Here is a 19,645-nt window from a genome sequence, read left to right on the forward strand (position 1 = left end):
CCGGAATAGTGACCGAAGGCGCGCCATGCAGAGCTTCTCCGAAGAGACTCCCTATTCGCCGGCAGAGGACCGTGGTTCGTGGCCAATGCGAAAGCGAAGGATTCTCGATTGGCTGATGACCGAGACCCGGCAGCAACGGTTCATCGACAATATCCTCGTCGATATGTGCCAGAGGCTTGTTGACGACGGCGTGTCGGTCGCCCGGGCGACGCTCCATTTCAGCATCGACAACCCTCAATGGCGCGGCGCTCGCATGCTTTGGAAGCCAGGACTGCAGCAGGCTGATATGCAGACTTTCGACCACGGGCTGGAGGAAACGCCGCAATATCTGAATAGCCCCGTCAACGGTATCAGAAGCGGTTTGGACGAAATACGGCGGCACCTGGATGCACCGCTCGATAGCGGTCCTGAATATCCGCTGTTCGATGATCTGCGCGCCGACGGCCTGACCGACTATGTCGGCTGGCCGCTCGAGCATACGCTTGGCAAGCGTCATGTCGTCAGTTTCTCAAGCAAACGTCCGGGCGGCTTCACGGAGGATGAGATCGCCCTTTTCAGGGATCTGCTGCCGGCTCTGGCGCTTGTAAGCGAGGTCAGGCTGAAGAACCGCCTGGCGCGGACACTTCTCGAAACCTATGTCGGTCCGCATGCAAGCGAACAGATCCTGGCCGGTGCGACGACCAGAGGCAGCGGCGTAACCGTCGGCGCCGCGATCATGATCTGCGACCTCAGGGACTTCACGACCCTCTCGGATATCTGGCCGCGCGACGATGTCATCGGGCTCCTCAACGGCTACTTCGATGCCATGTCGGAGCCGATCGAAAGACATGGCGGCGAAATTCTCAAATTCATGGGCGATGGGCTGCTGGCGATCTTTCCCCTGAGCAATCCAAACGCATGCGCCGATCTTCTCCGGGCGATAGCCGAGGCTCAGGCTGCAATGATTGCGCTCAACGAAAACAACATCAAAAATGGTCGCAGTGTGCTTGGTTACGGCATCGGCGTTCATGTCGGCGACGTGATGTACGGCAATATCGGGTCGCGCAAGCGCCTGGACTTTACGGTGATCGGACCTGCGGTCAATATAGCCTCGAGACTGGAAAGCCTGACCAAGGAAATCAAGCGGCCGGTCCTGCTGTCGAAGGCATTTGTGGACCTGGCGGAGTGCCAAAGCGGGCTGGAAGGCCTTGGCCCCCAGCAACTTCGCGGTCTTGGCGAACCCATCGATGTCTTTGCATTCACCGGCATTTCGGCCGCGGAGCGCCCACGGCCGGACTGATTGGTGGGGTGCCTAAGCCGCTCTTGCCTGTTCAAAGATCCCATTGGGCAATCGCGAAGGAGAAGGCGGGGAGGAGCACTGTATCGCTGCTGCCGAGGCCGATAGGCCCGCTTTCCGGCAACCGATGGTCATAGAGCGAAAGGCTGGCTTTCCTTTGGTCGTAGCGGGAAAGCTCCACCTGTTGATCCGCGGGCGTGACGTTGGAAAGCAACAGCACCTCGGCGCCCGTGGAGTGCCGGGCTGCCAGGCCGACGATCCTTGCGGGGTGGGCCGACAGGCATTCCAGCCATTCGCAACCCGCAAGCGCCGCCAGAGCCTTGACGACATGAAAGAGCGCGCGCACGCCGCCTTCCGGCACCGGCTCGCCAGCGCCCGCAATCAGACCGAAAGGACCCGTCAATGCCGACAGCGTCAATCGCTCGAGGCCGGCGGGTGCGACGCGGGCCGCGTAGCCGAGCGCAAAGGCGGCACCAAACAACCCGTTGTGACGCGGATCCGTGTTCGCCATCGGTAACCGGGAGCCGTCCGGATTGTCCATCGTGCGGCTGCCATAGGGATTTTGCCGCATCGCGATGGTTGACGGGCCGATGCGATATGGCTTGTCGCCACAGATTGCCCGGGCCGAACGGGTGATGAAGGGCAGGGCCTCGAGCGTCTGCATGACGCTCAGATCGTCGGCCGCGTGCACGATCGGATTTGTGCAATGGGTGATGAAGTCGAGCGATGCGGAGGGGACGCGTTTGCGGTTCAGCTCGGTGAAATAGCTCAGCATGCCGCCGCCAAGCCTGATGTCGGGGAACGCCGCCCGTGCCGCGGCATAGACGTCGTAGAGTGGCGGGCATTCCGGCCAGACGCTGCCCGGTGGCGTCGATTGGCGGTCGACGGAGGGCGAAACGACGACGGCGCTCGGCCTCAATCCCACCTGGCGCGCCATCGCCGCAATCTCGTTCATCTCCTGCGCCAGCGGACGCAGGCAGGGAACGGCGATTTCGAGCGTTGAGGTGCCCTTATGCCCCGACGCGATTGCTGCAAAATCCGCAAGCGCGTCCGCGCCATGCCCGGCTATCGGATCGAAGTGAAACAGCAGCTCCTGAGCGCCGATATCGGCGATCCTCCAACGAACGGCAAGCACAGCCTTGGCCTCGTCAGGCGCGATGATCAGGCCGATGCCCGGCATCGTTCCGCGTTCCTTGCCGCGTGTCAGTCGAACGGGACCTTCACCGGTCGACGCAGAAGATGGAATGTCGGTCTTACGGCCATCGTGGATCGTCAGTGCAACCCGCTGCTTCACCGTTTCGCCGGCCGCAATCCGGTATGGCCAGGGCAGGGCCAACGGGCGGACATATGTCTTGTAGGAAGCATCAGACCAATTGCGCTGGTCTTCCATTTCAAAGGTATCGCCTTCCATCCGGCACTCAGCCGTCACGTCGAGCAGCACAGTGTGGGCGATAGCGCGCATTCCCTTGAAGGGCTGCCACGGATCGATCAGATCGGGCAGCTCCGTTAGCTCCAGCTTGCCGTCTACCTGCTCGATCGTGACATTCGTTCCGGCCACGCCGACAATCGGATGCAGGATACAGAAACCGCAGCGATTGGTCTCGAAACCACTTTGCGACAGGGCTTCGGCCTCGAACTTCAGCCGACCGCAAGCATCTGCCGAAATTCGCGCGGTGACGGTGAGATCGGTTCCGGCAGGGCCTGTACATAGCGCTCGGTAGCCGATGGCAAAGCCGCCCGCATGCTGCTCCACCGTCAGCCCTTCGAGCGTCGGGTCATATGTGCCCCAGTCCCGGTCGCGGACAAGGAAGGAGATGGCGCGCAGAACTTCGACGCCGTCATAGGCGATGGTGCGCAATTTGCCGCCGACAAGATCTGCCGTCAGCCGCCCGGCCCTTAGGCGAATGGGCGCAGCATCGGTCTTCCGTGTTCCGTAAAGGATAAAATTCCGATCCTCCGCATCCCCTCGTGCGGTCATCGGAGCAAGGCCCCGACATCGACGACCTGGCCGCTGACCGCACTCTGATAGGCTGCTTCGACCAGCGCGAACGTCTTCAGATTGTCGGCACCGGAGGTCGATGTCTCGCCGCCGGATTTCAGACGATCGATCCAATGCTGCTGGATGGCAAGGACGCTCTCCTGAATATTGTGCCATGGCCGCGATGCCCAGGGGAGCAGGGCCGGCGGTACGACGGTGACTTCGGTACCGTCGCCGCTTGTGACTTCGAGGCGATAGCCCTGCGACAGGCGGATCGTGCCGGCGCTCCCGTCGATCTCGACAAGCGTCTCGGGAAAGGGCTCGACCCCAAGCTTCGTCGCATAGCTGACGTCGACGATCGATGTTGCGCCGCTCTCGTGATCGAGCAGGATCGTGGCGACGTCTTCGCCCTTTATCTGAGGATTGATCCGTTTCGTGCGAGCCGTCAGCGTCCTGACGTCACCGAACAGGAAGCGGGCAATGTCCAGCGTATGGATGCCGAGATCCTCGACGATGAAGCGCTCGCCTTTGGCAAGATATGGCTGGCCGGAGAAAACGTCGTAGCCGGAACGAAAGGAGAAGCGGCCCCAGAACGGCGTGCCGATCGCGCCTTCCTCCAGTACTTTCTTCACTGCCTGTATCGGCGTCTGCCAGCGGAAATTCTCATGTACCATCAGCGGAATTCCGGCCGCATGGCACGCTGCGACCATCCCCTTGGCATCGGTGAGCGTCTTTGCAAACGGCTTCTGACAGATAGCGGGCACCTTGTGGCTTGCGGCCATCTCCACCAGCGCGCGATGGCTTTGGACAGTGGTTGCGATGTCGACGAAATCAAAGCCGCCATCGGCAAAGAGCGCTTGCGCATCACCGTAGCGCCTCGCGATGCCGAACTGGTCGCCGACGATCCTCAGCCGTTCCGGATCGCGATCACAAATCGCGACGATGCCGGCGTCCGCTACATCCTTCCAGGCATGCATCTGGTTGACCGCAAAGAAGCCGCAACCGATCAGTGCACCGCGTAGTTCCGCCATGTCTCAGCCTGCCTTTGCCATCTGCATGAGGGTCACCCGTTGCTGAAGGCGACGCTGCGCCTGGTCGACGACGACGGCGATGATGATGACTAGCCCCTTGATGACCATCTGCCAGAAGGAGGAGACCCCCATCATCACCAGCCCATCGGAGAGGATGCCGATGACGAAGGCGCCGACGATGGTGCCGCCGATCGTGCCGCGCCCGCCCGACATCGAGGTGCCGCCAAGAACGGCGGCCGCAATCGCGTTCAGCTCGAAGCTCTCGCCGGTTGCCGGATGTGCGGCCATCAGCTCCGAGGAGATGACGATGCCGACAATTGCGGCGCAAAGGCCCGAGAACATGTAGACGAACATTTTCACCGTATCGACACGGATGCCGGACATGCGCGCTGCGCGTTCGTTGCCGCCGACCGCGAAGATATGACGGCCGATCGGCGTGGAGCGGGCGACGTAGGCTGCAAGCAGCGCCAGGATGATCAGGATCCAAATCGACACCGGCAGGCCCAGGATCCGGCCGGCGCCGAAAAAGTCGAAGCCTGTTGTCGAGTATTCAGGCCGGCCGACGAGGTTCGGGAAGGTCTGGCCGTCTGAGGACAGCAGCGCCAGGCCGCGGGCGACGTAGAGCGTTCCAAGCGTGGCGATGAATGGCGCGACGTTGAGCCTGGTGATCAAGAGCCCGTTGATGAAGCCGATCGCGATGCCGACTGAGAGCGTGATAAGGACGATCTCGAACAGATTGAAATAGACGGTGTAGCCGATCGGCAGCTGGACGCCACTAAGGATGAGGCCACCTGCCACCATGCCGCAAAGACCGACGATGGACCCGACAGAAAGGTCGATGCCGCCGGTTATGATGACGAAGGTCATGCCCATGGCGAGGAAGGCATTGAGCGCCACATGCTTCGACATCAGGATCACGTTGGCGGTCGACGTGAAGTTCGGAGCGGCAAAGGCGAAAAAGATAATGACCGCGAACAGCGCGATGAAGGTTCGAAGCTTCATCAGAGTGAGAAGCGCCGAGCCGTTGGATTGCTTGCTGCCAAATGCGGGGGAGGCGTCCGCCGTCATGATGCGAGTTTCCTTGTATGTCCGTGACCCTTGGCCGAGGCCGCGATGATTGCTTCTTCCGTTGCCTTGTCACGGTCGAAGACGGCGACGAGCTGGCCGTTGCTGAGCACCGCTATGCGATCGGATAGCGCCATGACCTCTTCGAGGTCTGACGTCGAAAACAGGATGGCGAGGCCTTCGCCCGCCAGGCGTCGCATCGTGCGAAAGACGTCCGCCTTGGCGCCGACGTCGATGCCGCGGCTGGGCTCGTCCATCAGAAGCACCTTCGGGCCGGTCATCAGCGCCTTGCCGATGACCACCTTCTGCTGGTTGCCCCCCGACATTGAGGTGACCTCGAAATCCGGGTTAGGCGCCTTGATCGACAAATCGCGGATAATGTCGCGAACCGCCTTCTTCTCGGCACCGCCGTCGATGTGAAAGAACCCGGCGAAACGGCTGAGGCTGGCGAGCGTCAGGTTGCTCGCAATGGAGAGGACCTGCACCAGTCCTTCGCGTTGCCGGTCCTCCGGAATGAGGGCAAGGCCGCGACGGATCCGCCGGGTCGTGTCGCGCGCGTGGACTTCCTCGCCGTCGATGAAGATCTTGCCGGTGGAATGCATGTGGCAACCCATGATGCATTCGAAAAGCTCGCTGCGACCGGCGCCCATCAGCCCGTAAATGCCGAGGATTTCGCCCGATCGCACCGAGAGCGAGACATCGTCGACGGCAAGGCCGCCCGTCGGTCTCGGCAGGCTGATGTCTTCGGCGCGGAAGGCCTCCTTGCCAATCGCGTGCCCGTCCGCCTTGGCAAAGTCCTTGGCGTCCGATCCGATCATCGAGCGGACGATCCATCGCATGTCGATATCCCTGACCATCGCCTGACCGGTGATCTGCCCGTCGCGCAATACGGTGATGTAGTCGCCAATGCGCATCAATTCCTCGAGGCGATGCGAGATATAGACGATCGCCACACCTTCGGCTTTCAGCTCGGCGATAACCTTGAAGAGAATATCGACTTCGGCCGCCGAGAGCGCCGAGGTCGGTTCGTCCATGATCAGGATGCGCGCGTGAAGCGAGATGGCCTTGGCGATTTCGACGAGCTGCTGCTGGCCGATGGGCAGATCCTCGACCATCGTCTCGGCATCGATGCCGGCGTCCAGCTTTTTCAGGAATTGGTTGGCCTTGGCCACCTGCGCCTTGTGATCGATGCCGAGGATACCGCGGGTGATTTCGCGCGTCGCAAAGATGTTTTCCGCGACTGTGAGGTTGGAGAAAAGGTTGAGCTCCTGGAAGATCATCCCAATGCCATGGGCCTGGGCGTCGGCGGGGCTGTCGAAAGAGATCGGATTGCCGTCAAGGACGATACGACCCAGCGTCGGACGCTCGACGCCGGCGATGATCTTCATCAGCGTCGATTTGCCGGCGCCGTTCTCGCCAACGAGCACATTGACGGCGCCGCGATGCAGCTCGAGGTTTGCCCGTTTGACCGCAACGATGCCGGAATAGACTTTCGAGACTTCTTCCAGCCTGAGGACGATATCGTCTTTATCGGGGCCGTTCTCCGACATCGCTATTGTCCTATTGTGATCGTCGCGGGGGTGACGAGAGGCAGCTGGCCGGATGGCGGCATTGGAAAGGCGCCGGTGACCTTGACGGTCTTGCCGGTCAGGCCATCGCGCGGCAGGGCCTGCAGGATCGTGGCGTTGACCTTCTCGTTGAAGGCCTTGCCGAACTGCGCCCATTCGATCTGGTTCTTGAATTCGTTGAAATTGACGAAGTCGAGGCTGTCGCGGAGCGCCGTGCCCCTGAGTGCCGGGCCGGTCTGGACCCTGGCGTCGGCCTTGCCGTCGCCGTCGATATCAACGTCGATCGTGGCCGCTCGCGACTGGGTGTCGGCTGCAACGATCTTGCCTTCGAACTTGACGACATAGGTCCAGGGGGCATTGCCCTCTTTTTCGCGGTGGCCGAATTTGGCACTGGCGTCGTCGGGATTGCTGGCGATCAGCGACAGGACTTGCTTGAAGTCCCCGGCCCGCTTCTCGATTGCGGGAACGGCCTGGCTTTGCCAGATGGCGTCAACCTTGTCGGCAGGGTTGAAGGCCGCTTTTGCGGTCTCGGCGGCCTGCTCTTCGGCAGTCGGCGTTCTGACGATCTTGCAGCCCGGCAATATAGCTACCGCGAGCATCGCCGCAAGCAACGCTCCCTTCACCCTGCGCATGCACTCCACCCTGCACTCCATCGGCATTGATCCATATGGGACGAAGAGCAAGGCATTGTGCTTGCTCTTCGTCGATGTCGTGACGTTGAAAATCAGTGCTTCAACGCGAAGGTTTCGAGCTTGTCGGCATTGCTCGCGTTGATGAGAACGCAATCCATCAGTTGCTTTTCATCCTTTGGAGTGGCCTTCGTCTTGATATAGGCGGCCGCCTGATCGACGGCCATCTGCGCCTGCGCATAGGCCGGCTGCATGACCGTCGCCTTGATGCCGCCGGACTTGATGGAGTCGCGAACGTCGTTCGAGCCGTCGAACCCGACAACGATGACGTCCTTGCGACCGGCAGCCTGAAGCGCGGCGACCGCGCCCATTGCCATCGTATCGTTACCAGCGATTACTCCTTGAATGTTCGGGTTGGCCTGGAGGATTGTCTCCATCTTGGAATAGCCTTCGGTCTGGCTCCAATTGGCCGACTGTTGTGCGACCATCTTGAGGTCGGGATATTCGTCAATCACATCGTGGTAGCCCTTGGAGCGGATGCCGGCATTCAGATCGGCCTCGCGACCAAGCAGTTCAACATAGCTGCCTTTTTCGCCCATCAGTTTGACAAACTCTTCAGCGCCAAGCTGCGCGCCCTGATAATTATTTGAGACGATCTGTGAGACTGCGATTCCGGTGGCGTTGATTTCGCGATCGATCAGGAAGGAAGGTATACCGGCATCCTTGGCCTTCTTCACGGCTGCAATCGATGCTTCCGAGCCGGCATTGTCGAGGACGATCGCCTTGGCGCCGCGGCCGATGACGGTGTCCACCATCTGCGACTGTTTGTTGGCGTCGTCGTCATGGCTGAGCACAAGCGTGTCGAAGCCAAGTTCCTTGGCTCTCGCTTCCGCGCCGACCGCCTCGGCCTTGAAGAAGGGATTGTCGTGGGCAGGTGTGATGATGGCGATGAGGTCTGCCGAGAAGGCAGGCATGGCACTGCCAAGTGCAAGAACGCCGGCAAATGCGGCAAGGGTTAAAGTACGGGTCAGTTTCATATGTTCCTCCCAGATGAAAAATCAGTCCCGTTCCCAGCAGGACCGATGGATTGAGAGAGCGAAACGCTCTCGGCTACTCAGGTGATGCGCCGGATGCTGGCGGCGATCTCCTCGGGTTCGAAAACGTTCTTCCAGTCGTCGCGCATCAATGCTGGAATGCCGAACTCGATGGCCTTGTTGCAGGCATCGGAGAAGACGCCATCGACTTCCTTGAAAATCACCGCGCCAAGCACGTTCATATGGCCGAGCAGGAAGTCGCGGGCGGCTTGCGCCGGCACGCCGCGAGCGACGCATTCATCCATTGCCTGTCGCATGACGACCAGCAGCGAGGCGCAGACGGTCTCCGACAGCCCGGGCTCCAGCATCGCCATCTGATCGACGGTGACGCGGTGCGAGCGCATGACGGGAGCCCAAATGACCTTGGCAATTTCTTCGCCGAGCCCATAGGCTTCCTCCGGACCCTGCATCAGCGCCGATACGATGTGCTGCTTGGCAAACAGGCCGCCAAAGTGATCCTTTTTCGCCGACATCTCTGTCTCGTCGTTGAAAATCGGCGGATGGCAGGGATGGGTGACGAAATAGGTAAGGTCGGCCCGCTCCGGCAGGTGGCCGGCAAAGGGTGCGGCAGCGTCGAGGGCGACCACCATCGTTGCGGCCTTGAGCTTTTGAGAAATGCCGGCCGCAACCTTGCCGATTGCCGTGTCGGGAACGGCCAAGATGACGACATCTGCGCCGGAGAGGGCGGTGTCGACGTCGACGCAGATAAAGCCAAGATCGTTCTTCAGGCGCTCTTTGCCCGCGTCGCTCACCTCGACATGGCGCACGTCGAAACGCGAGCCCTTAAGGTTTTTGGCAAGCCGGTAGCCCATTTTGCCGCCGGCACCGAAGAGTGCAATCGCAACCATATTTTCTAACCTCATCACTTTCCAAGTTTGGTATCGCAAGTGGTATAATGAGTCAATGAGTATTCCACATGACCCCGTCTAACCCTGCGTGCCTTCTCGTATCTGGGAGAAATACGCTGCCGTTCCCACTTGGCCGCCCTTGAGCGCAATCTGCAGGCCGTTGGTCGCGGCATAGGTTCCATGCACGGTGCAGAGCGGTGACCCGGGCGTCTGCGGCAGCGGCAGCACTGTCGTCAGTGCTTCCACGTGCAGTTCCTTCAGCGCGTGACTGGATGTGTCGCCGCCAGCGATGACCGCGCGCGAGAGGCCTTCCGTCTCCACGAGCCGGAAAAGGATCGTTCCGAGCGAGCGGCCGAGGCGATGGCGCGCGCCGGGTATCCTGTCGATATCGTTGCCGCGGTCGGCCGAGGGTCCAAGCGCTGTATGCAGGATGACGCTGCGGCCGGCCCTGAGCCTTTCGAGGCCGGTGGCGACGGCTGTTTCCACCGCCCGATCGCCGCTCTCTCCGACCAGCGCGAGCGGGTCGAGGGCGATGCCGTCAAAGCCGTTTTGGATGGCGTTGTGAATTTGCAGTTCGGTGGTGGGCGAAACGCTGCCGGAGACGACGGCAAGCCGGTCGACCTTGCCGGGCAGCGGGAATGTTGCCTTGTCGGCAACGATGCCCTCATGGCGCCAGGCGTTCAGCAGGGCATACTCGATGCCGGACGACCCGGCGACGAACCAGCCGCCCGGTTGCCGGAGCCGCCAGAGCTGGCGGCCGGCGCGCCGCTGCGATTCAATGCTGTCCACATCGAGAATGAGGATACCGTTCTCTTTGGCCAGGCCGTCGAGCCTTTGATCGGCATCGGATGCGCCAAGCAAGGCAAGGTCCGCAACCCTGATGCCAAGGCTGGTCTGCCGGGCGAGATGCATCGCGATGTCGGCCTCGGTCATCGGCGTCACAGGATGGCGGCTCATGACCGGGTGACGATCGATCCGGTAGACGTCACCCTGATAGGCGGCAAAGAGATTGCCGAAAGCCATGTAGCGCCTTAGCTGAGGCGCACCGACGACGACCGGTACCGGGGCCTGGGCAAAGGCCCGTCTGCCGATCTCGATTGCCCTGCCGATATTGCCGATGGCAGGGCTGGAATCGAAGGTCGAGCAGACCTTGTAGTGGCAGATTTCGGCACCAAGCGACTTCAGCCAGCCGAAGGCCGGCGCAAGGTTCCGGTCCATCCATTCCGGTGTTTCGCTGCGGCTGGTGCCGGCAATGCCGATCGCCTTGCAATCAGGAAAGCGTGCCAGAAGAGTCTCGTCGGGAATGTCCATGAACAGCACCGTCGGCACGCCGTTTGAGGCCAGCGCCTCCATGACATCGGTCGATCCGGTAAAATCATCGCCATAATAGCTCAGAAGCAGCTTGCGATCGGGCATATCAGTCACGCATCACCGCCGTTGCCGAATTTTTGGATCGAGGCGGCAAGCTCCGGATGATCCTCGGCATATGTTTCAAGCGGGATATCGGCCACGGCCGCCTGCCAGGCCTGCTGCACGGCCCGGACGCCGGCGGCCGCTCCGCCCGGATGGCTGACGATGCCGCCGCCGCAGAGATAGAGCAGGTCCGTCGTGCGGCCGGTGCGCCGGTAGGTCTCCGGTGCCTGTCCACCCCATTGCCCGGAGCCGGCAACCGGAAGCGGGCAGTCTGCGGGGTCGAACATAGGCCTACTGACGGCCTTGAAGGATTCGACGAAGCTGTCGTCCGGCTCCCAATATTTGACCCGGATGCCGTTGATCTGGAATTGATCGATGCCGATCAATCGCCAGAACTGCTGCCAGACCTTGAAATCCATGCCGGCGCCAGGGCTGCGCGTCAGCAGATCCCAGCCGTTGCGATGGGCGTGGAGCACGAGGCCAGAGCGCTTGCGCAGAAAGGTCATGCCGCCCATTCCGATCGAATTGATGTTGACCACGGCGCAGTTGCCGCCGGCTTTCAGGACGAGATCGTGGTTGCGCATCATCTCGTCGGGATCGGCGTGCGAGATGCCGAAGGCATACATGACCTTCTTGCCGGTCTTCTGCTCGTGATCGAGGATCAGCCGCATGATTGCGGCGACGCGCTCCTTGAGAGGCGAATAGGCGGGACTCATGAGCTTTTCATCATCCTTGATGAAGTCGACGCCGGAGTGAACGAGCTCTCCCACGAGTTCCGCCGTTTCAGGCGGCCGCAGCCCCAGCGCCGGCTTGACGATGGTGCCGATGATCGGCCGGCCTTCGACCTTGGTCAGCCGCCGGCTGCCGGCAATGCCGAACTGTGGACCGGGATGGGCGTCGCGAAACGCCTCCGGCAGCTTCATGTCGACAACGCGGATGCCGGTCATACCCTTGATCGAGAAGACGCCACCGATCGCGATGGTCATCAATGCTGAGAGATCGGTGCCAATGGCATCCAGCGGAAAGGCGATTTCGGCGTCGGCGCGGTGGATTGGGCCATGCCCTTCGGCAAGTTCCGGCCATGTCGGATGTTCGACATCGCCGAGCGGTCGGATCGAAAGAACCCGGGCCGCCACGCGAGCCTTCAATTCCTCCGTCTCCCCCGGTACGGCCACGAAAGTACCGGTCGATTGGTCGCTCGCAATTTTCGCGGCCATGGCTTCGACGCTGCCGGTCGTCTCGATTCGATATGTCAGAGTGATCGTCATTGTGGAATTCAGTCGCTCCTCACGCCATGAAAAATTCACATGGCGTCACCTTGTAAGCTGGTATAATGAGTATTCCAATTTGTGCAACGAATTTTTCTTCGAGGCTTGGTCGACCAGGTAAAGAGAGGCTTTCATGCGTGCGGCCGAAGATGCATAAGAGGAAGATGCTTTGAGCCAGCGAGAGACCATGAGCCAACCGATCGAACCGATTGTGCGTCGAAAATTGTCGGATCAGGTTTTCGACCGACTGGAGCGCCTGATCACGTCAGGGGAATTGAAGCCGGGCGATGAAATGCCGTCGGAACGCGTCCTGATGGAGCGGTTTGGCGTCGGCAGGCCGGCCATTCGCGAGGCCATGCAGTCGCTGGCCAGCATGGGGCTCGTCGTCATTTCCCATGGCGAGCGTGCCAAGGTCCTCGAATTGACGGCAAGGTCGCTGTTTCGGCAGGTCGATCTGACTGCGAAGATCATGTTGTCGCAATCAGCGGACTCGTTGGAGCATTTGAAGAGCGCCCGCATCTTCTTTGAAAGAGGGATGGCGCGCGAAGCAGCGGTAAAGGCGAGCGCTGGGGACATCGAGGATCTCCAGCTTATCCTTGAAGAACAGCACGACTCCCTCGGTCATGCCGATGAGTTCATATCGGCCGACATGCGGTTTCATACCCGTATCGCCCAGATCACAGGAAATCCGCTTTATGTTGCGGTGAGCGAGGCGATGCTTGCCTGGCTCAAGCAATATCACACCGAGATGCTGATCTGGACCGGCAAGGAAAAATACACGCTGGTCGAACACAAGGAAATTTTGAATTGCCTTGCTGCACATGATGCCGAAGGAGCGGAAGCGTCCGTTTTGCGGCATCTGGAGCGCTCGAGAGCGCTCTATTCAAAGTAAGTCGATCATGAAGATATCATTGCCGAGTGCTTGCGCGACAACAGCCGTCCGGTTTTGTTTGGTCATGAGCTGTGTGGCCCTGTTGCCTGTTGCCGCGCGCGCGGATTGGCAGGCCGTTGAAAAAGTGGAGACCTATGCGATCGTCGGCAAGACCGGGCCTGAGCTTTATGCATCGATCGGCGAACGTGGTCCAAAGATCGGCAACAATATCCGCGTCATCGCCCATACGAATTTCAAGCTGACATGGTCGAGGAATTACCAGGCGGACGCTGGGGCTTGTACGCTGGTCTCGGTGCGGCCGAACCTCGTCATCACATACACCCTTCCAAAGCCAGTGGAGAGACTGCCGACCGCAATGGCGAGAAAGTGGGAAACATTCATAGCGGGCGTGCGCAGTCACGAGCACGTTCACGGCAGTTTCATCAAGGATATGGTGAGGAAGATCGAGTTGGCGACCGCCGGCTTGTCGGTGCCGGACGATCCAAAATGCCAGAAAATCAGGGTCGAATTGACGAGGCGTCTTTCCGAAATTTCGCAGTTTCGCGAGCAGCAGAATAGGGATTTCGACCGAACAGAACTCGGCAATGGCGGCAATGTTCAGCAACTCATCCTGGCGCTGGTGAACGAGCCGCAGGGCCCCGATCTCGCAGAGCCTTAAAGTGCGCAACCCTTCAGGAACAGGTCGGCGCACATCGCTGCCCGCGCCCTGATTTCTTCGGCACCAGGGGCAGGCCTCTGGCCCAAAGCTGCGGCGCGTTGCGGCTCCATGATCATCATGCCGCGCAGCATGCCGCATGCCTCATGCGGGTCTTCAAGGACGATCAGGCCGCCATCGCATTGCTGGAGCAGCCAGTTCTCCATCACTGCGTTGGTCGGAATGATCGCGCGTTCGTAAAATGCAGTGGCGATCTCCGGGAAGCGATCGGACTCGCCGATGACAAGCTGTGTCATCCGCACTGTCTCTTCTGAAAGCGTCAGCATGCCATAGGCGGTCAGAATACGCTCCAGCCCCTCGCGCAAGCCCGCCGCGACAAGCGTGCCCTGGTCGAGAGCGAGGAAGAAGCGGCCGATCTTGTCGGAAATGACATTGGAAAACAGGTCTGCCTTGGCGGGGAAGAGACGGTAGAGCGTCTTTGTCGAGACGCCCGCGTCCTGCGCAATCGCACTGATGCTCGCAGCAGCGTAGCCGAATTCGTGAAATTGACGATTGGCAGCCTCGGTGATGACGCTTTTGGTGTCGTCGTCGCACCGCAGCTGGGGCCTGCCTCGGGACCGCGCCTCAATTTTCGTAATTTCGACCATGCTGATTTTCCAAATTCCCTTGACATTCATCTTATAGTGCATATTTTGGAAAACAGCAAGTTTCCAAAATAGAATTTCAATATCTATAGGCCGCGGCCACAAAGACAGCGACCGTCACCAGGAGACCACAATGACCAAGCTGCATGCCCTGAACAACAATGTTGCCCCCGCCACTGAGACGGACATCGAGCCCACCTCCGCGCCTACCTTGGAGGCCGGCAAGCCGGCGCGGATCACTGAGACGGCGCAACCGCTCGCTACCGGCGAGGCGCCGGCCCGCAAACGCGGCGGCCGTTCTCTGCTCCTCGGCGCAACTGCCATCGCGCTGATTGCAGCCGGTGCCTATTACGGTCACGACTACTGGACGGTCGGTCGCTTCCACATCTCGACGGACGATGCCTACGTGAAGGCTGACACCAGCTCCATTGCCCCGAAGGTTTCCGGCTATGTTGCAGAAGTTGTCGTTGGGGACAACGAGATCGTCAAGGCGGGCCAGGCGCTTGCCCGGATAGATGACCGCGACTACCAGACCGCACTGGATCAGGCGAAGGCCGATGTGGCCGCAGCCGAGGCCACGATCAATGCCAAGCAGGCTTCGCTCGACATTCAGCAGTCGACCATCGCGGCTGCACGGGCAACGATCGATGTCGACCGCGCCAACGAGACCTTTGCCGAGCAGAACGACAGGCGCTATGCGGGCCTTGCCACCAATGGCTTTGCCTCCGTCCAGACCGCGCAGCAGGCCGCCGCGCAGATCGCTTCGGCCAAGGCAGCAATCATTCGCGACAGCGCGTCGCTCGACGCTGCGTCAAAGCAGGTCGACCTTTTGAAGGCTGAGCTTGCCCAGTCCCGGGCGACCCTGGCGCATAGTCAGGCCGTCCAGCACCAGAGCGAACTCAACCTCTCCTACGCGACAATCGTGGCGCCGGTCGACGGCGTTATCGGCAACCGCACTTTGCGCGTCGGCCAATATGTCCAGGCCGGCACCCAGCTGATGTCGGTTGTGCCGACCCGCGCGGCCTATGTCATCGCCAACTATAAGGAAACGCAACTCACCGACGTCCGTGCCGGCCAGCCGGTCGATATCGATGTCGACATGTTCCCGGGTCGCACCTATCACGGCCGCGTCGATAGTCTCGCTCCTGCCAGCGGCCAGGAATTCGCGCTGCTGCCGCCGGACAATGCCACCGGCAACTTCACCAAGGTCGTGCAGCGCATCCCGGTGAAGATCACGCTGGACGCCGACAGCGTTGCCGCCGGCGATCTTCGCCCTGGCATGTCCGTCCAGCCAAGTATCGACACCAAGACCGACGCCCAACGACGTCAGGGCCATTGACCCTTAGGGTCAGAAGGATCGTGTCATGTCTACCATCGCATTGACCGCCACCGCGGCCGCACAGCCGCGCGCTGGAACCAAAGAATGGATTGCCGTTCTCGCCGGGATGATCGGCGCCTTCATGGCAATTCTCAACATCCAGATCACTAACGCGTCGCTCCTCGACATTGAGGGCGGCATCGGCACCGGCGTCGACAACGGCGCCTGGATTTCCACGTCCTACCTGATCGGCGAAATTGTGGTCATTCCGCTCACCGCCTATTTCAGCAACGTGTTTTCCTTCCGCCGCTATATCCTCGTGAATGCGGTGCTTTTCCCGCTGTTCTCGATTGCCTGTGCCTTCGCTCATGATCTAGGCTCGATGATCGTTTTGCGGGGACTGCAGGGTTTTGCTGGCGGCGTGCTGATCCCGATGGCTTTCACGATGGTGCTGACCAAACTGCCGAAACACCAGCAGCCCGTCGGCCTTGCCATCTTCGCGCTCTCGGTCACCTTCGCCCCGGCGATCGGCCCGACGATCGGCGGATATCTGACCGAGAATTACGGCTGGCAGACCATCTTCTTCATCAATGCCATCCCCAGCGCCATCATGGCGATTGCCTTGGCCGCGACCCTGGAAAAGAGGCCGATGCAGCTTGGCTTGCTGAGGGAAGGAGACTGGGCCGGCATCTTCACGATGGCCATCGGACTTTCGGCATTCCAGACGGTACTCGAAGAAGGAAACAAGGACGACTGGTTCTCCTCGCCGTTCATTCTGAAACTGAGCCTTGTCGCTTTCGTCTTCCTGTCCGCCTTCATCTGGATAGAACTCACCGTGGAAAAGCCGCTGGTAAAGCTCCGTCTGCTGAAGCAGAGGAATTTCGGCATCGGCGTTGCGGTGAACGTGCTGGTCGGTGTCGCGCTGTTCGGCACCGTCTATATCCTGCCGCAATATCTCGGCCAGGTTCAGCGCTATAATGCCGAGCAGATCGGCAACGTCCTGGCCTGGACTGGCCTGCCGCAGCTGCTGCTGATCCCGCTGGTGCCGATGATGATGAAGCGGTTCGACGCGCGCTATATCGGCTGCCTTGGCATCAGCATCTTTGCGATCAGCTGCTTCATGAACATAACGCTTTCGGCGGATACCGCCGGCGACCAGTTCTGGATTCCCAACATCGTCCGCGCAATCGGCCAGGCGCTTGTGCTGACCCCGATCACCGCGATCACCACGGCGGGAATTGCCGCTGCCGATGCTGCCGCTGCCTCGGGTCTGACCAACATGCTGCGCAATCTCGGCGGTGCCGTCGGAACCGCCACGTTGGGTACGGTACTCACCAAGCGGGAACAGTATCATTCGAACGTCATCGGCCAGTCGATCACTCTTGCGCGTGACGAGGTTCGCCAGCGCCTGGACCAGACAACTGGCTACTTCCTGTCGCATGGCGTCTCGGATCATGCCGCCGCCGCCCAGCAGGCCGTCATCGCGCTTGGCCGCGTCGTCAAGCGTCAGGCCCTGATCATGGGGTTCAGCGATACCTTCGCCGTCATCGGGGTGCTGTTGGCACTTGCGGCCGTCGCCCTGCTTTTTGCGCAGAAGCCGGGGGCCGGCGCCGGAGCCGGCGCACATTGAAGCGCCCGGCGGTGTTCGCCGCGGCTGCGTTGTCTACTTTGGCCAATTCTTAGGACAAACGACTTCGGATTGCGTGATTTTTGGTTGCTATTGGATGGATAATTCGCGCAATGCGAGGTACGGTTGCATCAGTTGATGCGCGCGGTCACCATCTCCTCCCGGTTCCATCGTATCGGCTGTTCCCCTCTGGAGGTAACAACCTTCAAAATTTCAGGGCCGCCAATCTCTTGGTGGCCCTTTTTTATAGCCGGCTGCATTGCCCAATCTCGGGCTCTAGGCAGGACAAGCACCAATGCGCGGAGAAGGACAGCTCTGTTTATTGGCACCTTATGTCCCCATATGCGTTGCAAAACCACCGCTATCGGTGGATAAGGCTCAGGCGAGCCGGAGAGACCATGACTATAGCAGCCCATCAGACTTCGCAGCCGGCGAAAGGCATGCGCAGCCTTCTCATACCCATTATCGGATCGGTCGGTGTCGTCTATGGCGACATCGGTACCAGCCCGCTCTACGCTTTTCGCGAGGCGCTCCGTCCTTTCGCGCATGACGGCGTCAGCCGGGGCGAAGTCGTCGGCTTGATTTCGCTGATGCTTTGGACGCTGACGATCATCGTGACGTTCAAATACGTGCTGTTTCTGCTGCGCGCCGACAATGACGGCGAGGGCGGCACGCTTGCGCTTCTGGCGCTTTTGATGAAGAAGACCAGCCGTTATACGGCGATGCTGTTCTTTGCCGGCATCATCGGCGCTGCGCTGTTTATCGGCGACGCCATGATCACGCCTGCGCTTTCGGTGTTGTCTGCCGTCGAAGGTCTGACACTGGTGACACCGCGATTTTCGCCATATGTCGTTCCGATTGCGGTTGCCATCATGGTCCTGCTGTTCGTGGTGCAGTCGAGGGGCACAGCGGCGGTCTCGCAATTTTTCGGCCCGATAACCCTGCTGTGGTTCATTGTCATGGGGGTTGCCGGCGCAATCCACATTGGCGACGCGCCCTCCATCCTGGCGTCGCTGAACCCCATCCACGCGTTCAAGTTCATCACCCATGCGGGCTTTGCGGGGCTTATCATCCTTGGTGCCGTCTTTCTGACGGTGACTGGAGCCGAAGCTCTCTATGCCGATCTTGGCCATTTCGGCCGAAAGCCGATCCAGGCCGCCTGGTTCTTCATCGTCTTCCCAGCCCTTGCGCTGAATTATCTCGGCCAGGGCGCGCTTGTCCTGCATAACCGGGAGGCCGCGTCCGATCCGTTCTTCCTGATGTTTCCGCAGTGGGCCCTGCTTCCGGTTGTGATCCTTGCGACGGCGGCGACGATCATTGCCAGCCAGGCCGTGATAACGGGTGCCTTTTCGCTGGCGCGCCAGGCGATCCACCTCGGTTTGCTGCCGCGACTCGAAATCCGTTTCACCTCTGAAACCAATACCGGCCAGATCTATCTTCCAAGCGTCAACACGGTCCTTTTCATCGGCGTGCTGGCGTTGATCTTTTTCTTCCGGAGCTCGGAATCGCTGGCAACGGCATACGGCATCTCCGTCACCGGTGCGATGGTGGTGACGACGCTGCTCGCCTTTCAGTTCGTCCGTGTGGTCTGGCACTGGTCGCTGTTGACGGCGCTTGCAGCCTTGCTGCCGCTACTGGCGCTGGAATGCGTGTTCCTTGGCGCCAACATGCTGAAGATACACGACGGCGGCTACGTGCCCGTCATGATCGCCGGAACGCTGATGGTGTTGATGTGGACCTGGAAGAAGGGCACGCTTCTCCTGAAGCAGCGGGCGGCTCGCCATGACATTCCGCTTGCACAATTCGTCGGTTCGATCGAGCGTCCCAGCAACCATGCGCCGGTGAACGTTCCGGGGACTGCAGTCTTTCTGACGAGCTTCCCGGACCTGACCCCGAGCGTCCTGCTGCACAACCTCAAGCACAATCACGCCCTGCATGCGCAGAACGTCATCCTGACGATCAAGACGATGCCGCGGCCGACCGTGCCCGAGAGCGAGCGCTATGTCATCCAGTCGATCTCGAAGCGCTTCATCAAGCTGGAGCTGAGATTCGGATTCATGGATACCCAGAATGTCTCGAAAGCGCTGAGCCTCTGTCGCCGCGACGGGTTCAAGTTCGACATCATGTCAACGTCGTTCTACATCGGACGTCGCAAGCTCGTGGGTGACGCGAATTCCGGCATGCCGCACTGGCAGGACAGGCTTTTCATCGGGATGTCCTCTTTCGCCATCGACCCCAGCGACCACTTCCATCTCCCGAGCAACCGCGTGGTGGAAATCGGCGAGCAGATAGTCATCTAGGGCGCGCCAAAAAACTCGCAGACGGAGCCCGCGAGCGCG

The 19,645-nt window shown here is 60.5% G+C and carries 16 protein-coding genes; 6 read left to right on the top strand and 10 right to left on the bottom strand.

Annotation, left to right across the window (positions count from 1 at the left end):
• Window positions 1–25 precede the first annotated feature (25 nt).
• A complete protein-coding gene (locus AB4Z52_RS19250) occupies window positions 26–1,279 on the top strand; it encodes an adenylate/guanylate cyclase domain-containing protein (RefSeq protein ID WP_442219524.1) in 1,254 nt (417 codons plus the stop codon).
• Window positions 1,280–1,310: 31 nt separating this feature from the next.
• Here AB4Z52_RS19250 and apnL read toward each other — a convergent pair whose 3' ends face one another.
• The 9 genes from apnL to oiaX form a co-directional block, all read right to left on the bottom strand.
• Window positions 1,311–3,254: a D-apionate lactonase gene (gene apnL / locus AB4Z52_RS19255; protein ID WP_442219525.1), complete on the bottom strand. Its 1,944-nt coding sequence runs from the start codon at window positions 3,252–3,254 to the stop codon at window positions 1,311–1,313.
• Window positions 3,251–4,285, bottom strand: a complete 1,035-nt coding sequence (locus AB4Z52_RS19260) for a Gfo/Idh/MocA family protein (protein ID WP_442219526.1) — start codon at window positions 4,283–4,285, stop codon at window positions 3,251–3,253. Before AB4Z52_RS19260 ends, apnL begins: the two co-directional genes overlap by 4 nt.
• 3 nt (window positions 4,286–4,288) lie before the next feature.
• Window positions 4,289–5,353: an ABC transporter permease gene (locus AB4Z52_RS19265; RefSeq protein ID WP_442219527.1), complete on the bottom strand. Its 1,065-nt coding sequence runs from the start codon at window positions 5,351–5,353 to the stop codon at window positions 4,289–4,291.
• Window positions 5,350–6,900 carry a sugar ABC transporter ATP-binding protein gene (locus tag AB4Z52_RS19270; protein WP_442219528.1) on the bottom strand — a complete coding sequence of 517 codons (1,551 nt, stop codon included), beginning with the start codon at window positions 6,898–6,900 and terminating at the stop codon, window positions 5,350–5,352. The genes AB4Z52_RS19265 and AB4Z52_RS19270 overlap by 4 nt, the downstream gene beginning before the upstream one ends.
• A gap of 2 nt (window positions 6,901–6,902) precedes the next feature.
• Entirely contained in the window at window positions 6,903–7,550 is a 648-nt protein-coding gene (locus AB4Z52_RS19275; protein WP_442219529.1) for a DUF2291 family protein, read from the bottom strand.
• 92 nt (window positions 7,551–7,642) lie between these two features.
• Window positions 7,643–8,584: a D-ribose ABC transporter substrate-binding protein gene (locus tag AB4Z52_RS19280; protein WP_442219530.1), complete on the bottom strand. Its 942-nt coding sequence runs from the start codon at window positions 8,582–8,584 to the stop codon at window positions 7,643–7,645.
• Between the two features lie 77 nt (window positions 8,585–8,661).
• On the bottom strand, window positions 8,662–9,489 hold the full coding sequence (locus tag AB4Z52_RS19285) for a phosphogluconate dehydrogenase C-terminal domain-containing protein (protein WP_442219531.1): 828 nt from the start codon (window positions 9,487–9,489) through the stop codon (window positions 8,662–8,664).
• Window positions 9,490–9,567: 78 nt separating this feature from the next.
• Complete coding sequence (locus AB4Z52_RS19290) at window positions 9,568–10,905, bottom strand: four-carbon acid sugar kinase family protein (RefSeq protein ID WP_442219613.1); 1,338 nt, start codon at window positions 10,903–10,905, stop codon at window positions 9,568–9,570.
• 5 nt (window positions 10,906–10,910) lie between these two features.
• Window positions 10,911–12,170 carry a 3-oxo-isoapionate-4-phosphate decarboxylase OiaX gene (gene oiaX / locus AB4Z52_RS19295; protein ID WP_442219532.1) on the bottom strand — a complete coding sequence of 420 codons (1,260 nt, stop codon included), beginning with the start codon at window positions 12,168–12,170 and terminating at the stop codon, window positions 10,911–10,913.
• Window positions 12,171–12,357: 187 nt separating this feature from the next.
• Here oiaX and AB4Z52_RS19300 point away from each other — a divergent pair, with 187 nt between their 5' ends.
• Both AB4Z52_RS19300 and AB4Z52_RS19305 read left to right on the top strand, forming a co-directional pair.
• Window positions 12,358–13,062, top strand: a complete 705-nt coding sequence (locus tag AB4Z52_RS19300; RefSeq protein WP_442219533.1) for a transcriptional regulator NanR — start codon at window positions 12,358–12,360, stop codon at window positions 13,060–13,062.
• Between the two features lie 64 nt (window positions 13,063–13,126).
• Window positions 13,127–13,720, top strand: a complete 594-nt coding sequence (locus AB4Z52_RS19305; RefSeq protein WP_442219534.1) for a DUF922 domain-containing Zn-dependent protease — start codon at window positions 13,127–13,129, stop codon at window positions 13,718–13,720.
• Here the strand turns inward: AB4Z52_RS19305 and AB4Z52_RS19310 are convergent.
• Window positions 13,717–14,364, bottom strand: a complete 648-nt coding sequence (locus AB4Z52_RS19310; protein WP_442219535.1) for a TetR/AcrR family transcriptional regulator C-terminal domain-containing protein — start codon at window positions 14,362–14,364, stop codon at window positions 13,717–13,719. The genes AB4Z52_RS19305 and AB4Z52_RS19310 overlap by 4 nt on opposite strands.
• A gap of 130 nt (window positions 14,365–14,494) precedes the next feature.
• Between AB4Z52_RS19310 and AB4Z52_RS19315 the strand changes: the two genes are divergently transcribed.
• From AB4Z52_RS19315 to AB4Z52_RS19325, 3 genes are all read left to right on the top strand, one after another.
• A complete protein-coding gene (locus AB4Z52_RS19315; protein ID WP_442219536.1) occupies window positions 14,495–15,700 on the top strand; it encodes an HlyD family secretion protein in 1,206 nt (401 codons plus the stop codon).
• Window positions 15,701–15,725: 25 nt separating this feature from the next.
• Complete coding sequence (locus AB4Z52_RS19320; RefSeq protein ID WP_442219537.1) at window positions 15,726–17,309, top strand: MDR family MFS transporter; 1,584 nt, start codon at window positions 15,726–15,728, stop codon at window positions 17,307–17,309.
• 437 nt (window positions 17,310–17,746) lie between these two features.
• Window positions 17,747–19,606 (top strand): potassium transporter Kup, encoded by a 1,860-nt coding sequence (locus AB4Z52_RS19325; protein ID WP_442219614.1) that lies wholly within the window; start codon window positions 17,747–17,749, stop codon window positions 19,604–19,606.
• Window positions 19,607–19,645: the final 39 nt, after the last annotated feature.

The sequence above is a fragment of the Rhizobium sp. 2YAF20 genome (assembly GCF_052114685.1).
GTDB lineage: Bacteria > Pseudomonadota > Alphaproteobacteria > Rhizobiales > Rhizobiaceae > Rhizobium.

Excerpts from the sequence above, each read along its gene's own strand:
- AB4Z52_RS19260 (WP_442219526.1), bottom strand. The coding sequence starts at position 4,285 with ATGGCGGAACTACGCGGTGCACTGATCGGTTGCGGCTTCTTTGCGGTC.
- AB4Z52_RS19270 (WP_442219528.1), bottom strand. The coding sequence starts at position 6,900 with ATGTCGGAGAACGGCCCCGATAAAGACGATATCGTCCTCAGGCTGGAA.
- oiaX (WP_442219532.1), bottom strand. The coding sequence starts at position 12,170 with ATGACGATCACTCTGACATATCGAATCGAGACGACCGGCAGCGTCGAA.
- AB4Z52_RS19305 (WP_442219534.1), top strand. The coding sequence starts at position 13,127 with ATGAGCTGTGTGGCCCTGTTGCCTGTTGCCGCGCGCGCGGATTGGCAG.
- AB4Z52_RS19315 (WP_442219536.1), top strand. The coding sequence starts at position 14,495 with ATGACCAAGCTGCATGCCCTGAACAACAATGTTGCCCCCGCCACTGAG.
- AB4Z52_RS19320 (WP_442219537.1), top strand. The coding sequence starts at position 15,726 with ATGTCTACCATCGCATTGACCGCCACCGCGGCCGCACAGCCGCGCGCT.
- AB4Z52_RS19310 (WP_442219535.1), bottom strand. The coding sequence starts at position 14,364 with ATGGTCGAAATTACGAAAATTGAGGCGCGGTCCCGAGGCAGGCCCCAG.
- AB4Z52_RS19290 (WP_442219613.1), bottom strand. The coding sequence starts at position 10,905 with ATGCCCGATCGCAAGCTGCTTCTGAGCTATTATGGCGATGATTTTACC.
- AB4Z52_RS19275 (WP_442219529.1), bottom strand. The coding sequence starts at position 7,550 with ATGCGCAGGGTGAAGGGAGCGTTGCTTGCGGCGATGCTCGCGGTAGCT.
- AB4Z52_RS19250 (WP_442219524.1), top strand. The coding sequence starts at position 26 with ATGCAGAGCTTCTCCGAAGAGACTCCCTATTCGCCGGCAGAGGACCGT.
- AB4Z52_RS19285 (WP_442219531.1), bottom strand. The coding sequence starts at position 9,489 with ATGGTTGCGATTGCACTCTTCGGTGCCGGCGGCAAAATGGGCTACCGG.
- apnL (WP_442219525.1), bottom strand. The coding sequence starts at position 3,254 with ATGACCGCACGAGGGGATGCGGAGGATCGGAATTTTATCCTTTACGGA.
- AB4Z52_RS19265 (WP_442219527.1), bottom strand. The coding sequence starts at position 5,353 with ATGACGGCGGACGCCTCCCCCGCATTTGGCAGCAAGCAATCCAACGGC.
- AB4Z52_RS19325 (WP_442219614.1), top strand. The coding sequence starts at position 17,747 with ATGCGCAGCCTTCTCATACCCATTATCGGATCGGTCGGTGTCGTCTAT.
- AB4Z52_RS19300 (WP_442219533.1), top strand. The coding sequence starts at position 12,358 with ATGAGCCAACCGATCGAACCGATTGTGCGTCGAAAATTGTCGGATCAG.
- AB4Z52_RS19280 (WP_442219530.1), bottom strand. The coding sequence starts at position 8,584 with ATGAAACTGACCCGTACTTTAACCCTTGCCGCATTTGCCGGCGTTCTT.